The sequence below is a fragment of the Streptomyces sp. NPDC044063 genome (assembly GCF_056434285.1).
Genome location: NZ_JBWKFM010000023.1, coordinates 97,113 through 110,885 on the forward strand (window position 1 = coordinate 97,113; position 13,773 = coordinate 110,885).

The 13,773-nt window shown below is 73.6% G+C and carries 13 protein-coding genes; 3 read left to right on the forward strand and 10 right to left on the reverse strand.

Features of this window, described 5'->3' with window-relative positions:
• Nucleotides 1-14 precede the first annotated feature (14 nt).
• The 8 genes from AC07BS_RS25505 to AC07BS_RS25540 form a co-directional block, all read right to left on the reverse strand.
• Nucleotides 15-812, reverse strand: a complete 798-nt coding sequence (locus tag AC07BS_RS25505; protein ID WP_478649491.1) for a DUF1963 domain-containing protein — start codon at nucleotides 810-812, stop codon at nucleotides 15-17.
• 91 nt (nucleotides 813-903) lie between these two features.
• Entirely contained in the window at nucleotides 904-2,448 is a 1,545-nt protein-coding gene (locus AC07BS_RS25510) for an AMP-binding protein (protein WP_478649494.1), read from the reverse strand.
• A gap of 133 nt (nucleotides 2,449-2,581) precedes the next feature.
• Entirely contained in the window at nucleotides 2,582-3,469 is an 888-nt protein-coding gene (locus tag AC07BS_RS25515; protein ID WP_478649496.1) for a LysR family transcriptional regulator, read from the reverse strand.
• Nucleotides 3,470-3,527: 58 nt separating this feature from the next.
• On the reverse strand, nucleotides 3,528-4,238 hold the full coding sequence (locus AC07BS_RS25520) for a hypothetical protein (protein ID WP_478649498.1): 711 nt from the start codon (nucleotides 4,236-4,238) through the stop codon (nucleotides 3,528-3,530).
• Complete coding sequence (locus AC07BS_RS25525) at nucleotides 4,235-4,675, reverse strand: hypothetical protein (RefSeq protein WP_478649501.1); 441 nt, start codon at nucleotides 4,673-4,675, stop codon at nucleotides 4,235-4,237. The genes AC07BS_RS25520 and AC07BS_RS25525 overlap by 4 nt, the downstream gene beginning before the upstream one ends.
• Nucleotides 4,676-4,811: 136 nt before the next feature.
• The gene (locus AC07BS_RS25530) at nucleotides 4,812-5,762 is read right to left on the reverse strand and encodes an NAD-dependent epimerase/dehydratase family protein (protein WP_478934613.1); all 951 of its coding nucleotides are present in this window, start codon (nucleotides 5,760-5,762) and stop codon (nucleotides 4,812-4,814) included.
• A gap of 36 nt (nucleotides 5,763-5,798) precedes the next feature.
• Nucleotides 5,799-7,742: an ATP-binding cassette domain-containing protein gene (locus tag AC07BS_RS25535; protein ID WP_478649506.1), complete on the reverse strand. Its 1,944-nt coding sequence runs from the start codon at nucleotides 7,740-7,742 to the stop codon at nucleotides 5,799-5,801.
• A 164-nt stretch (nucleotides 7,743-7,906) separates the two neighbouring features.
• Nucleotides 7,907-9,181, reverse strand: a complete 1,275-nt coding sequence (locus AC07BS_RS25540; protein WP_478649509.1) for an MFS transporter — start codon at nucleotides 9,179-9,181, stop codon at nucleotides 7,907-7,909.
• A gap of 56 nt (nucleotides 9,182-9,237) precedes the next feature.
• Between AC07BS_RS25540 and AC07BS_RS25545 the strand changes: the two genes are divergently transcribed.
• Nucleotides 9,238-10,221 carry an ArsR/SmtB family transcription factor gene (locus AC07BS_RS25545; protein ID WP_478649512.1) on the forward strand — a complete coding sequence of 328 codons (984 nt, stop codon included), beginning with the start codon at nucleotides 9,238-9,240 and terminating at the stop codon, nucleotides 10,219-10,221.
• A 163-nt stretch (nucleotides 10,222-10,384) separates the two neighbouring features.
• Here the strand turns inward: AC07BS_RS25545 and AC07BS_RS25550 are convergent, their stop codons facing one another.
• Nucleotides 10,385-10,948 carry a hypothetical protein gene (locus AC07BS_RS25550; RefSeq protein ID WP_478934614.1) on the reverse strand — a complete coding sequence of 188 codons (564 nt, stop codon included), beginning with the start codon at nucleotides 10,946-10,948 and terminating at the stop codon, nucleotides 10,385-10,387.
• Nucleotides 10,949-11,007: 59 nt separating this feature from the next.
• The gene (locus AC07BS_RS25555; protein ID WP_478934615.1) at nucleotides 11,008-11,661 is read right to left on the reverse strand and encodes a hypothetical protein; all 654 of its coding nucleotides are present in this window, start codon (nucleotides 11,659-11,661) and stop codon (nucleotides 11,008-11,010) included.
• 161 nt (nucleotides 11,662-11,822) lie between these two features.
• On the opposite strand from AC07BS_RS25555, the gene AC07BS_RS25560 reads away from it, so the two are divergent.
• A complete protein-coding gene (locus AC07BS_RS25560) occupies nucleotides 11,823-13,091 on the forward strand; it encodes a sensor histidine kinase (RefSeq protein ID WP_478934616.1) in 1,269 nt (422 codons plus the stop codon).
• Nucleotides 13,088-13,771, forward strand: a complete 684-nt coding sequence (locus AC07BS_RS25565) for a response regulator (RefSeq protein WP_478934617.1) — start codon at nucleotides 13,088-13,090, stop codon at nucleotides 13,769-13,771. The genes AC07BS_RS25560 and AC07BS_RS25565 overlap by 4 nt, the downstream gene beginning before the upstream one ends.
• Nucleotides 13,772-13,773 lie beyond the last annotated feature (2 nt).

The following is a 13,773-nucleotide window of genomic DNA, read 5'->3' on the forward strand; positions in this document are numbered from 1 at the left end:
GGCGCCGTCCCGGCTCAGCAGCAGTGACCGACCGCCCGGGCCTGTCCGAAGTCGCCCTCCGCGAACGCCCCCGCCGGGATCGTGAAGTACAGCGTTCCGGCGTCACCCCAGCCCCAGCCGAGCTCGACGTCCTCCGCGAGCTGGAGCAGGTGCACCGCGGGGCCGTCGGCGTCGCGCTCGGTCACGGCGGACGTGTACGAGGTGTCGGGCCAGCCGAAGGCGCGGTGGCCCCCGGCGGTGTTCCCGTCGAGGCCGTCCATCGTGTCGAGGAGGAGCGACGTCGCACCCCAGTGCCGGTCCCTGTCGAACTCGATGTCGTCGTCCTCGACGTCCCAGCAGTCGGGGAGCATGGTCACCCCGGCCGCGTGGATCGGGCGCACCGGATAGCGCCGCGCCGGCTCGGGTGCCGCCGTCTCGACCGCTCGCGCGGGATCGGCGGGCACGACGCGCCACGCCTCGGGCGCGTACACGTCCAGCTCGCTGTACTCCTCGTACGGGATGTCCGGGTCGATGTGGAAGAAGTTGAGCAGGCCGGCCCGGACGGGCAGCTCGTCCCCGAGCCAGGTGGCCAGCGCGTCGGTGTCGAGCACGGCGTGCAGGGACAGCGGCACGCCGTCCAGTACGGGCCAGGGGGTGCCCGGCGCGAGCAGGGCGGAGCCTCCGAGCCGGGAACGGCCGGTGGCCGGCGCTTCGTCCGTCGCCGGGGCCAGCCGGAAGCCGCGCCGGGCCATCGTCGCGAACTGCCGGCCCGCCTTCTCCCCGAGCCGTTCGTCGCACACCCGGCGCAGTTCGGCGGGATCGTCGAATTCCATGCCAGGGATCTTCTCAAGGCCCACCGGCGGCAGGTCGGGGAGGTCGTACGGGCCGGCCGCCGCCATGCCTCGGCCGGGGATCGGCCGTGGCTCAGCCGGACAGCCGGGACCGCAGCAGCTTCTTGTCCGGCTTGCCCGCCGCCGTCAGCGGGAGGTCCGTCACCAGGTGCAGGGCCTCGGGAGCGTAGAGGCGGCCCTTGCGGGCGGTGACGAAGTCCCGGATCTCCTCCAGCGTGGGCCGCTGCCCGGCGGCGGGCACGACGACGGCGTGGACGTGCTCCACCGACTCCTCGTCCCGGCTGCCGAAGACCGCGCACTGGGCGACGGCGGGATGGCTCAGCAGCAGGTCCTCCAGCTCCGCCGGATAGACGTGGCCGCCGACGACCACGATCATGTCCTTGATCCGGTCCACGATGTAGAGGTAGCCGTCCTCGTCGAGGTAGCCGACGTCGCCGGTGCGCACCCAGCCGTCCCGCAGGACCTCGGCGGTCAGCTCCGGCTGCTTCCAGTAGCCGCGCATCACGAAGGGCGAGCGCACCTGCACCTCGCCCCGCTCGCCGGGCGGCAGGGTGGTGCCGTCGGCGTCCCGAATGGCGATCTCCACGTCGGGCAGGGCCCGGCCGACGGTCAGCTGTCCGCCGCTGCCGGTCACCTCCTGCTCGCCGGGGCCCGTCTCGGTGATGTTCTGGGCCTCGGCCTGCCCGTACCAGCCGTAGAGGACGGGGCCCAGGACCTCGGCCGCCCGGCGGAGCCTGGACGGTGAGGCGGCGGTGCCGCCGTAGGTGATCCGGCGCAGGGCGGACAGGTCGGTGCGGGCCAGGTCCGGGTGGTCGAGCAGCTGGTAGAGGAGGGGCGGCAGCAGCCAGGTGTGGGTGACGCGCTCGCGTTCGATGGTGGCCAGTACGTCCCCGGGGTCGAAGCCGTGCCGCAGGACGACCGAGCCGCCCTGGTGGAGCGTCATGTCGGCGAGGATGCCGGCGAGGTGGGCGAGCGCGGTGCAGGCCAGGTAGCGGGGCGGGTCGCCGGCGTCGGCGATCCCCTGGTCCAGGGTCCGCCGGTACGTGTCGTGGGTCATGCGGATGCCCTTGGGGATGCCGGTGGTTCCGCCGGTGTGCCGGACGCACCAGTCGTCGTCCGGGCCCACCAGGCCGCCCATCGGCCGGGCCGGGCGCCGGGCGGCGGTGGCGAGGACGTCCTCGGCGAAGGCGCTCGGCCCCAGGGAGAGCATGGGGGGAACGTCATCGAGCCGCCGCAGCTCCTCGGCGGTGCCGTGCCGCCGGTCGTCCACCAGCAGCAGGGTGGAGTCCACGCTCGCCATGATGCGGGCCATGGTGGGAGGGCTCATGCCCTCGTAGAGGCTGACGACCCGGGCTCCGGCGAGGTTGGCGGCGTAGCGGGCGGCGAGGGCCTCGGCGGTGTTGCCGGTGAGCAGGGTGACGGTGGTGCCGCGGCCCACCCCGCGTTCCGTCAGCTCGGCGGCGAGCCGCAGGACCTGGTCCCGGAGTTCCCCGGCGCTGATCACCCGCCCCTCGGCGGTGGTGACGGCCGCCCGCGACGGCTCGGCGGACAGCGCGTCGAGGACGGACTCCACGTAGCTGGTGAAGCCGCCTTCCGCGGCGGCGGGTCGCTGGCTCATCGGTGTGCTCCCTTGCTTGCCCGTGCCGGGCCCCGCGCGGCTCGCGTCAGCCGGCGCCGGCCGGTACGGCGGTGGTCGCCCTCGACGCTAGTGCCGCCCGCTCATGCGTTCCACGACCAGTTTCGTCATGTACTCATGACGCGTCGGGCATGAGGCGTTCGATGGCCAGTCGGCGGAAGTCCACGGCGGCGGGGGAGAGGTGGGCGCCCTCGCGCCACACCAGGGTCAGCGTCCGGTGGCAGTCCGCGGCGTCCAGGCGCAGCCAGGACACCGGGGCACGCGCGCCGAGGGTCCGCCGGGCGACGGCCGGCATCAGGCCGATGCCCAGCCCCACGCCGATCAGCTCGGGCGTGGCGGCGGCCTCGTCGCCCTCGCAGACCACCCGCGGCGTGAGCCCCTCGCGGGCGAAGAGCCGCTCCAGCAGGGCGCGCTGCCAGTGACCGGCGCGGGTGCTGACGAAGTCCTCGTCGGCCAGCTCGGCCACCGTGACGCGCTCCCGGCCGGCCAGCGGATGCCCGGGCGGCACGGCCAGCAGCACCTCCTCCCGTGCCAGCTCCACCGAGCACAGCCCAGGACCGGTGAGCGGCTGGGAGGCGAGCGCGAAGTCCACCTCGGCGGAGCGCAGATGGTGCCGCATCGCGTCCGGCGGGGCCTGGAACAGGCGCACGCTCACGCCGGGGCGGTGCGCGCGGAAGGCGGCCAGCACCCCGGCCAGCTGCAGCAGGGTCTCGGCGGCGACGGCGACCCGGCCCGGGCCCGCACCGGCGGCGTCGGCCATCTCGCGCCGGGCGTCGTCGAGTTCGGCCAGGGCCCGTTCGACCCGGCGCAGGAAGGCCGCGCCGTGCTCGTTGAGCCGTATCCGGCGACCGTGGCGGTCAAAGAGCGGAACTCCGAGTTCCGATTCAAGCCGGGCGATGGTCCGGCTCACCGACGGCTGGGCGACCCGGAGTTTTTCCGCGGCCCTGCTGATGTGCTCGTGCCGGGCCACGGCCTGGAAACAGCGCAACGACAAAAGATCCATGGCGACAGTCTCGCGGAGACGCCGGTCCGGGCCCGGACCCTCAGCCGGTCCCGGACCCTCAGCCGGACTCGGTGACCGCCGACCACACCGTGGCCTCCGCCGAGACGCCCGTGCTGAAACTGTCACTGGTCGAGGTGACGGTCAGTGCGGCCGTGCGCCCGCCCTTCGTTCGCACGCACACCACGGTGCCCTGGTGCACCTCCACACGGTTGACGCCCTGGGAGGCGACGAGGTCGGCACACTCCTTGCGGGTGGGCTTCTTCGATCCCTGCCACTCGGCGAGCGTTCTCTCGCGGTGCACGTCCTCGGGATCGAGCCGTGCCGGATTGATCAACGACAGGTGGATGTCGTGCTGATTCAGGTCCATCACCGGAGGAACCTTGTCGAGCTGGGGACCGGCCGACCCGATGCGGACGGTGCCCGTCCACCGGACCGCCTCCAGGGACGCCGACGGCGACGAACCGGCCGTCGGCCCCGACGTGCCGGGAGCTCCCTGCGTGGCGGGGGAGCCGGGGGTGTCCGCCGACGGCACCACCGGCCCGGCCCCCCGCGCGTCCTCCTGGTCCCCCTTGTCACCGCCGAGGGTGAAGACGGCCAGGACCGCCCCGGCGGCCGCCGCCGCGACCACGCCGACGACGGCCGGCCACCATCGGTTGTGCGGTGCGCCGTAATGGTTGATCTGCGTGTTGAACTGGCCGTTCTGTGCCGCGGCGGGGCCTTGGAATTCGTTCCCCGAGACCCCGCCGGAACCTTTCTCCGGCTCACTCACGCATTGCGTCCGAAGTAGTTGCGCTGCTGGTTGTGGTTTCCGGACTGGATGGCGGTCGGGCCGTGGAAGGTGTTGCCGGAGATGCCTCCGGGACCCTCGGGCGCGCCCTGCCCCCGCTCCTCCAGCAGCGCCCTCGCCTCGGTGAGGAACCGGGCGCGCTGCTCCTCGGGCAGGCCCTCCAGCAGGTCTCCGAGACGCGTCTCCCAGACCACCTGCTGGCGCTGTCGCTCGGTCTCCTCCGCCCGGCCTTCCAGCCCTTCGAGAGCGGCCGCCGTGCGGTCGAGCCGCTCCGTCTCCGTGCTCTCGCGCCGCTCGTCGTCGCGGCCGAGAAGCCGGGCCAGCCGGGCCCGGAAACCGCTCCACGCGTCCGTACCCGCGGACTGGACGATCGCGGTGGCCAGTGCCGCCGTCAAGGCGGCCGCCGACTCGGCGAGCATGGTTCTCCCCCTCCGTCATCCGGTTGTTGCGGGCATCGTACGCCCCTTGATCCCCGTGAGCCGTACGTTGGAGGACGCTCGGCGAACCGTCTCTCAGGGCACCGCACTTCCGGATGTCCTCAGGCGCCGGCCGAGGTCACCCGGCGTCGGCCAGGCGCTCGCGCCACCAGTCCACCGTCGCCTCGATCTGCTCGTCGAGGGGCGTGGCGCGCAGCGCGAACGTGGCCTCGTAGGCGCTCGAGTCGACGACGAAGGGCCGGTCGAACTGGTAGCGGATCTCCTTCAGTTCCCGGACGAGCGGGGAGAAGAGCGACGCGACGCCCAGCAGGGCGGGCGAGGTGCCGCGAACCGCGACCGGCCCGGTGCCCGCCCGGGCGGCGAGGCGGTCGGTCATCTCCCGGACGGACAGCGGGGGCAGCGTGGGAACGTGCCAGGCCCGTCCCCAGGCCCGCTCCTCGCCCGCGACCTCGACCAGCGCCTTCGCGACATCGGGGAGGTAGGTCCAGCTGTGCGGGGCGTCCGGGTCGCCGAGCGCGGAGACCGGCTTGCCGCGCAGCAGCCGGGGCACGACCCGCCCGGCCAGGTGCCCGCCGTCGGTCACGCCGGGCCCGAAGAAGTCCGAGGCCCGCACCTCGACCGCCCGTAGCCGCCCCAGCTCGTGCGGCGTCCGCGTCTCCTCCCAGACGGCGGCGCGTACGCGCCCCTTGGGCCCGGTCGCCGCGAGCGGCAGGTCCTCGGTCAGGGGACCGTCCACCGGGCCGTAGCCGTAGAGGTTGCCCAGCATGACCAGGACGGCCCCGGTCGCCTCGGCCACCGCGCGGAGCGACGAGGCGAGCGGCGGCCACTGCGCGGCCCAGCGGTGGTAGGGCGGCGCGCCGCAGCTGAAGACGGCGGCCGCGTCCCGCGCGATGTCGGCCAGCCGCTGGCTGTCCGTCGCGTCCAGCGCGATGTGCTCGATGCCGGGCTCCGGGGCACGGCCCGAGGGGCCCGACCTGGTGACGACGCGTACCGAGTGGCCCTGTGCGGCCAGCAGCCGCGTGGTGGCGGCCCCGGCGGGCCCGAATCCGACGACGATGTAAAGACTCACCCGCGCACACTAGACGATCTTCAACGTGGCGAGCGTTCAATGCACCGGGGCGGCTTCCTCCCCGGGCTGCTCCTTGCGCGGTGCCGGTACGGCGGTGGCGTACTGGGCGGCCTGGAGCTCGTACAGCTCGCGGTAGTGGCCGCCGTCGATGGCCATCAGCTCGGCGTGGGCCCCGGCCTCCACCAGCCGTCCCCGGTCGAGGACGTAGATGACGTCGGCGGTGGCGGTGGCCGCGAGCCGGTGGGTGATGAGCAGGACCGTGGTGACGCCGTCGTCGGTGAAGGACCGCAGGGACTCGAACATGTCGATCTCGGCCTTCGCGTCGAGCGCGGCCGTCGGCTCGTCCACGATCAGCAGGTCCCGCTCCCGGTAGACGGCCCGGGCGACCCCGACGCGCTGCCACTGGCCGCCCGACAGCCGCACCCCGCGCTCGAACCCCTTGAGCGCGATCGAGTCCCACCCGTGCGGGAGTTCCTCCACCACCCGCCGGATGCCGGCGCGCTCCGCCGCCGACTCCACCTTCCCGTGGTCCATGGGCCGGGAGCCGTCGCCGATGTGCACGTTGGCCCGTACGGTCATGGGCCAGCAGCCCACCTCCTGCGGGAGGAGCGCGACCTTGTCGAAGACGCTGTCGCGGTCGGCCCGGCGGACCTCGACCCCGTTGTGGCACACCGTGCCCGAGGTCGGCAGGTAGAGGCCGGCGACGACGCCGGCCAGGGTGGACTTGCCCGACCCGTTCTCGCCGACCAGGGCCACCACCTTCCCCTTGGGGATCGACAGCGACACCCCCTGGAGCGCGTCGCGCTCCGCGCCCGGATACCGGAACGTCACGTCCTCCAGCACCACTTCGACGCCCTCGCCCTCCACCCGGGCGCCGTGCTCCGGGATGGCGTACCGGGCGCCGAGCTTGATGGAGCGGTCCATGTCGGCCAGGTACAGCGACTCCTCGCACATGCGGTTGAGCTGGGTGACGATCTGGTTGAGGTACTGGGTGGCGGTACGGATGGCCAGCACGGCCGTACCGGCGCTGGCCAGCGGCATCCCCCCGGCGACCAGCAGCCACCACAGCAGGCCGTACGCGCCGATGCGCGCGGTGCCGGACATCGTGGCCGCCGCGACCTCCGTACGGGCCTCCGCGCTCGCCAGCCGCGCCTTCTCCGCCGCCGCGGTGCGCCCCATGTCCTGCTGCGCCCGGATCAGCAGCCGTCCGGCACCGTGCACCCGCAGCTCGGGCGTCGCGTCCGCGCGCGTGATCGGGTACAACAGCACCTCGACGGCGCGCCGGTGGTCGTTCCACACGTGCCGGGAGGCGTAGGCGCGGCGCATCACGACGACGGCTCCCCACCAGCGCGGGGCGGCGATCAGCACCAGCGCGCCCAGCAGCAGGGGATGGAGAGCGCCGAGGACGACGGCGGCCGCCGCGAGGCTCATCAGTCCACTGGTGACCGTGACCGCGTTGGACAGCATGCGCTGGACGGAGTCGGTGCCGTAGCGGCCCAGGGCCAGCTGGCGGTGGATGTCCTTGTCCTCCATGGCGGACATCTCCACCCGCGTCATCATCCCGTAGTACGCGGTGACGCAGGACAGCTCGATCTTCGGGTAGAGACGCCCCTCGGTCTTCACGATCAGACAGCCCAGCAACACCGAGCCCGACGAGGACAACCCGGCGAGCAGCAGCGCGGGCAGGGCCTCGCGGAGCTTGTCCGGGGTGGGCCCGTTGTCGAAGAGGTGGACCAGGACCTGGTTCGTCGCGACGAGCAGGAACGCCGACATCGCGCCGGAGGCCAGCTCGGCGACGGCGAGCACCATCAGCGCGCGCGGGTCCTCGCGCCAGGCGATGCGGCCGATCATCGCCAGCATGCCGGGGAACTGCTTGGCCATCGCCCAGAACGACATCCGCAGCAGCGGATCGGCATGGGCGACCCACGACTTGTCGTGCCGCAACGCACCGGCGAACAGCAGCTTCTCGCTCTCGGACAACGGCGCCGGACGCCGGCCCCTCGTACTCCCTGACGAATTCTCCACCTGCCTCGTCTCCCTCCCCGGGACGGCGGCGGACGCGCCGCCTCAACCACTGTTCAACCGACCGGAGATGCGGAAAGTAACGGGTTGATGGCGCAAGGTGATGGCGGTTTGGGCGGTGGTCACCGTCTCACATGCGGGTCCGTCCCACGAGTCGCTTTCGTGGTCGACGGCAGCTCCCGCAACGTACGGACGGGGGACAGGAAGACGGGCAGGAACTGGCCCGCCACGCACACCGCGCCCACCCACATCGCCGTACGCACGCCCGCGAACTCGCCGATGAGGCCGCCCAGTGCGGAGCCGACGGCGAGAGCGCCGGTCAGCAGGAAGCGGAACGTCGCGTTCATGCGGCCGAGCAGGGCATCCGGCGTCAGACGCTGACGCAGGCTGACCCCGAGCACGTTGTCGACGCCGGTCTTCGCCGTCGTGACCAGCCAGCCGGCGCCCGCCACCCACAGCCACGGCCCGTGCCCGGCCAGCGCCACGGCGAGCCCGGCCGGGGCGCACCACAGCCCCGCCAGCCCCAGCACGCGGCCGTACCCGAGACGCCCGGCCAGGCGCCGGGCACAGGCCGCGCCCAACAGAATGCCCACACCGCCCGCCGCCCAGTACAGGCCGAGCGCCCCGGCGGGCAGGCCGAGTTCGCGGGTGAACAGCACCGGCAGCATGACGTTGACCATCTGCGCGCCGAGATTGCCGAGCGCGGCGGTGAGCGCCAGGGCGCGCAGCTCGCGGCTGCCGAGGACGTGCCGGAGTCCTTCCGCCACCTCGGTCCGCAGCCGCCGCGCGGTGGCGGGGGCCGGGGAAGCGGCGGGGGCGGTGAGACGGGTGAGACCGAGGGCCGAGGCCAGGTAGGCGACGGCCCCGGCCGCGAGCGCCGCGGGGGCCGTGCACAGCTGCACAAGGAAGCCGCCGGCGCCGCGACCCGCGATGGTGGCGCCGGCCATCAGGGTCACGAGCGCGGCGTTGGCGGGTACGAGGCGCTCACGGCCGACGAGTTCCGGCAGGACACTCTGCGAGCCGACGTCGAAGAAAACGGTGGCGCACCCGTTGAGCAGCACCACCACGTACAGCTGCGGCAGCGTCAGCGCGTCCAGCCACCAGGCCACGGGCACGGAGACGATCAGCGCGGCGCGGGCGGCGTCGGCGGCCACCAGCACACGCCGTCCCGGCAACCGGTCCACCCACGCGCCGGCGGGCAGCCCGATGAGCAGGAAGGCGGCCGTCGACAACGCGGCCAGCGCACCCGCCTGCCCGGGGCTCGCGTCGAGCGCGGTGACCGCGAGCAGGGGCATGGCCACGTAGCCGATGTGGGTGCCGAGATGGCTGAAGGCGCCGGCGGCGAAGAGGGCGCGGAAGTCACGCGAACGCCATGGGGAATCGAATGCGGGAGTCATGCGGTGCACCCTGCGGGCCGCCACCCGCCCCCACCCAGTGATTTAGCCTGGCGTAAATGATCGAGATCGAGTTCGGCATGGCCGACATGGCCCGTACGCGCTTCGCGCTGTCCCCGCTCTGGGAGGCGATGGCGAGCGTGCGCGTCCTCAAGGGCGCGGACGAGCAGGGTCTGCACCGCCCCTGGGCGGACCAGGTGCGCCCACGGCTGGCCGCGGCGGGCACCGATCTGACCCCGCTCTTCGACCTCGTGCCCGTACCGACGCGCTCGCCGTGGGCGGGCAGCGTCCCGGGGTTCCTCTGCCCACCGCCCACGACGCCCCTGCCGTCCCTGTCGGTGGAACTGGCGGCGGTACGGGCCACCCCGCACGCGCTGCTGCGCACCACGTCCGCCGTCCCGCCCGCCCGCATGGCCGCGCTGCGCGCGGACCCGGAGGCGGAACTCGCCCGGCTGACGGAGGCGATCGAGGCGTACTGGGAGCTGGCGATGGCCCCGTACTGGTCACGCGTGCTCACCTTCCTGGAGAGCGACATCCGCTACCGCGCCGGCCGGCTGGTGGAGGGCGGAGCACAACACCTCTTCGCGGACCTCGACCCCCAGGTCGCCTGGGCCGAGGGCACCCTGCACCTGGAACACCGCACCGTCCGCGGCCCCCGCCGGCTCGACGGGCGCGGCCTGCTGCTGGTGCCCTCCGCGTTCGTGTGGCCGCGCGTCTTCTCGGTGCTGACCGAGCCGTGGCAGCCCGCCCTGTACTACCCGCCGCGCGGAATCGGCACCCTGTGGCACGCCCGTCCGGCGACGGTCCCCGAGGCCCTGGCGGGCGTGGTCGGCCGCTCCCGCGCCACCCTCCTGACCGAACTCGCCGCCCCCGCCTCCACCACCGACCTCGCCCGCCGCACCGGCCTCACCCCCGGCGGCGTCTCCCAACACCTGACGGCCCTCCGCACAGCAGGCCTGGTGAGCGCCCACCGCGCGGGCCGCCACGTCCTGTACGCCCGCACCCGCGCGGGAGAGACCTTGGTGGTGGCGGCGGGATCGTGAGCCCGACCTCGCTGCGATCATGGTCGGATGCCGCACGATCCCCTGCACGGTCATCTGTCCATCGCCTTCAACGGGCGCCCGCCCGGAGTGGCTGGATTTCCTCGACGTGTTCGACGCCGCGTGAACCGCTCCCGTGAGCAGACAGGGACCTCCCGGCACCTCCTCACGTACGGGACGCGCGGCGCCGGCGGTAGTACGCCACGGTGACCAGGCCCAGGAGCGGGCCCCAGACCAGCAGTGGTGCGTAGCAAGCGGTCATGAACCACGCCGACGCGCCCTTCGGCGCGTCGGCGGCGCTCATCGCACGCTGCCAGCCACCGCACGCCGCCATGACCGTGATCGTGGTCACCGTCACCGCGCCCAGCGCGGCCGGTACGACCGCGGCCGGGGTCGGGATAGGCCGCCCTCCGAGGACGGGCACCCAGTGCGGCACCCTCTCGCCCCATGGCCGTATCAGGCCCAGCGTGAGCAACCCCAGGCACTCGGCGAACGCGCTCAGGGCGACCAGGTAGAGGGAGGTCCAGCCGGGGAAGTTGCTCTGATGCAGCGGCGTGCCCTCGGCGAACCCGGAGGGCACGCCCAGAGCGACGGCACACCGCCACAGCCCCGAGGGCACCAGGCTCAGCGCGGCACCGTGCGCCGCCCAGCGCACGGTCCGGGGGACGACCGGGCGGTCCGGGGGCGCCGGGTGCGGGCGGGAAGCGAGGAAGGCTGCGGAAAGGGGCATGGCGGGATGTCTTCCTGATCGGTGGTGTCGAGAGAGAGGGGTATGGGCACGCGTGAATGTCAGTCCTTCCCGCCCGGCTGCCAGCCCGCCGGCAGCGGCGGAAGCTCCGCGTGGGTCACCGTGAAACCGCCCTTCACCACCGGGGCGAAGGGCGCCGGCGCCATGCACGTGCCGACCCTCGGCGCCACCGTCCTGCCGTCGACGACGTCCACGTTGCTCACGGCCCAGTCGAACCCGAACCGTCCCTTGCCGGGCCCGCCGGTCTTGACGCTGAAGCCCATCCGCTTCCCTATCTCCGCCGGATCCACCGACTTGGTGACGACGGCACTGAGCGTCGCGGTGTCGCCCGCCGTGACCAGACAGTCCACCGCGGCCTCCCCGCGCCGGGTGTCGTTGTCGCCGGCCTTCCAGTGGTAGACCGTCACGGTGCCGCGGGCATCGGTGGGCATGCCCTTGGGCAGCCGGTCGAGGGGCCGGCTGAAGGGCGCGGCCGTCGCCTCCACGGAGAAGCGGATGTCGTCGTCCGGCGCGTAGGCGAAGAAGAGGCGCCCCTGGCCGGACACCTTGGCCAGGGGCGCCGTCCTTCCGGTACCGGGCCGCACGGCGGAGGCGCTCGCGGCGGAGGTGAGCCCGCAGAGCACTGCCAACGCGGTCGCGGTGCCGACGGCTCTCGTGACGATCCTGCGACGGGAGAGGGAGGTCTTGCCCGACATGGAAACTCCTTCGGTCTCGTACCTGATGCGGTGTGATCGACTCTCGCTCCCACCCCCGCGCCCGGGCCATCCGCCGAACCGCGGATCTCCGGCCGCGCAGGGCCTGTTCCTCTGCCGTTCGGCAGAGGAACAGGCCCGCGGTCCGCCCGTAGGATCACGGCGTGAAGCTCGTGACGATCAAGAGCATGGGACGCCGGGACGCGGTGATCACCGCGACCGTGGCCATGGCGGGTTGCGCGATGCTCTGTGCCACCGCCTTCGGCCGGCACGGCCTGTCGCGGCCGTACGGGGCGCCGTCGGCGACCGCCGCCCTCGCGCTGCTCCTGTGGACGTTGGCCGGCTGGCCGCGCTCCCGGGAACGCCTCGCCGTCCCCCTCGCGTGCGCCGGAACGATCTCCCTGCTCACTACGGCGATCGCCGTGCCGCCCACGGTGTCCGAGGGGTCGTGGGCCCGCCTTGTGGAGATCGGCAGCCTGCTGGTGCTGCTGACCGTCGTCGTCCGGTGGGCTCCGCCGCGACGAGCCGCCGCGGCCGGTGCGGCCGGTGCCGTGACGGGCACGGCCGTGGCGGCCTGGACCCTGCCGCTGCTGCCGGACCCGTCGCTCCTGACCCTGGCCGGCGCGGCGGCGTTCTGGACCCTGCCCGTGCTGGGCGCGTGCGTCATCGGCGGCTATCCCCGGCTGATGGAGTACCGGCGGTCCCGACTGATCGCCGAGATCCGCCGCTCCCAGCGGCTGCGCATCGCCCGGGACCTCCACGACTATGTGGCGCACGACGTCAGCGGCATCGTGGCCCAGGCGCAAGCCGCCCGTTTCGTGGCCGGCACCGACCCGCTCCAGGCCCTGCCGGCCCTGGAGCGCATCGAGAGGGCCGGACTCGACGCGCTCGCCGCCATGGACCGGATGATCGGGGCACTGCACGAGCCCGAACCGGAGGGAACGGAGGCCGCCCCGTCCGAGGCCGCCACCGTCGAACCCCTGCCGGGGGTGGACCAACTGCCCGGCTTGGTCGAACGGTTCTCCTCCACCGGCACCGGCCAGGACGCCCGGCTGACCATGCCGCCCGACGTGATGGAGGGCCTTCCGCGAGCCGTCGGCGCCACGGTCTACCGCGTGGTCGTCGAGGCCCTCACCAACATCCGCCGCCACGCCCCCGACGCCTCCCGCGTCGAGGTGACCCTCGCCCGGGCCCGTACCCCCGACGGCGAACCCGCCCTGGACGTCACGGTCGTCAACTCCGAGGCCGCCACCACGGGAAACGGCCCCCGCGCCGCCCTGCGCCGCGACCGCGACGGACACGGCGGACGGGGCCTGACCGCCATGCGCGAACGCGTACGGGCGACCGGCGGCACGCTGAGCCACGGACCGCACGACGGGGGCTGGCGGCTGGCGGCACACCTGCCACTGACCCGGTCGGAGACCCCCTCATGAACACCACCCCCACCCGCATCGTCCTCGCCGACGACCAGGACGACATCCGCAGCGGCTTCCGTCTCGTCCTCGACTCGCAGCCGGACATGAGCGTCGTCGGCGAGGCCGCCGACGGCGCCGACGCCCTCGACCTCGTCCGCCGGCTGCGGCCGGACATCGTCCTGGCCGACATCCGCATGCCCGGCGTCGACGGGCTCGAACTGACCCGGCTCCTCGCGGGACCCGGCGTCGCGCACCCCACCCGCGTCATCGTCGTGACCACCTTCGACCTCGACGACTACGTCCACACCGCCCTCCGCAACGGCGCCAGCGGATTCCTCCTCAAACGCTCAGGCCCCACCCTGCTCATCGAGGGCGTGCGGGCGGCCATGGCCGGCGACGCGCTCATCAGCCCGCAGATCACGGTCCGGCTCCTGCGCCGGCTCGCCACGCCCGCGCCGCCGGCCCCCGCGAGGGACCGACCGGCTGCCGCCGCCGGCCCCCTCACCCATCGCGAGCAGGACATCGTCCGCCTCGTCGCGCGCGGCCGGACGAACGCCCGGATCGCCGACGAGCTCTTCATCTCCCCCGGAACGGTGAAGACGCACATCGCCAACATCCAGACCAAGCTCGGGACCGCCAACCGCGTCGGCATCGCGGCATGGGCCTGGCAGACGGGCCTGGCCGTTCCCGAGCCGTGAAA

What these genes read in the sequence shown, in the direction of transcription:
- AC07BS_RS25555 (WP_478934615.1), bottom strand. Translation starts at nt 11,661, where the DNA reads ATGTCGGGCAAGACCTCCCTCTCCCGTCGCAGGATCGTCACGAGAGCC.
- AC07BS_RS25525 (WP_478649501.1), bottom strand. Translation starts at nt 4,675, where the DNA reads ATGCTCGCCGAGTCGGCGGCCGCCTTGACGGCGGCACTGGCCACCGCG.
- AC07BS_RS25565 (WP_478934617.1), top strand. Translation starts at nt 13,088, where the DNA reads ATGAACACCACCCCCACCCGCATCGTCCTCGCCGACGACCAGGACGAC.
- AC07BS_RS25545 (WP_478649512.1), top strand. Translation starts at nt 9,238, where the DNA reads ATGATCGAGATCGAGTTCGGCATGGCCGACATGGCCCGTACGCGCTTC.
- AC07BS_RS25540 (WP_478649509.1), bottom strand. Translation starts at nt 9,181, where the DNA reads ATGACTCCCGCATTCGATTCCCCATGGCGTTCGCGTGACTTCCGCGCC.
- AC07BS_RS25550 (WP_478934614.1), bottom strand. Translation starts at nt 10,948, where the DNA reads ATGCCCCTTTCCGCAGCCTTCCTCGCTTCCCGCCCGCACCCGGCGCCC.
- AC07BS_RS25510 (WP_478649494.1), bottom strand. Translation starts at nt 2,448, where the DNA reads ATGAGCCAGCGACCCGCCGCCGCGGAAGGCGGCTTCACCAGCTACGTG.
- AC07BS_RS25515 (WP_478649496.1), bottom strand. Translation starts at nt 3,469, where the DNA reads ATGGATCTTTTGTCGTTGCGCTGTTTCCAGGCCGTGGCCCGGCACGAG.
- AC07BS_RS25505 (WP_478649491.1), bottom strand. Translation starts at nt 812, where the DNA reads ATGGAATTCGACGATCCCGCCGAACTGCGCCGGGTGTGCGACGAACGG.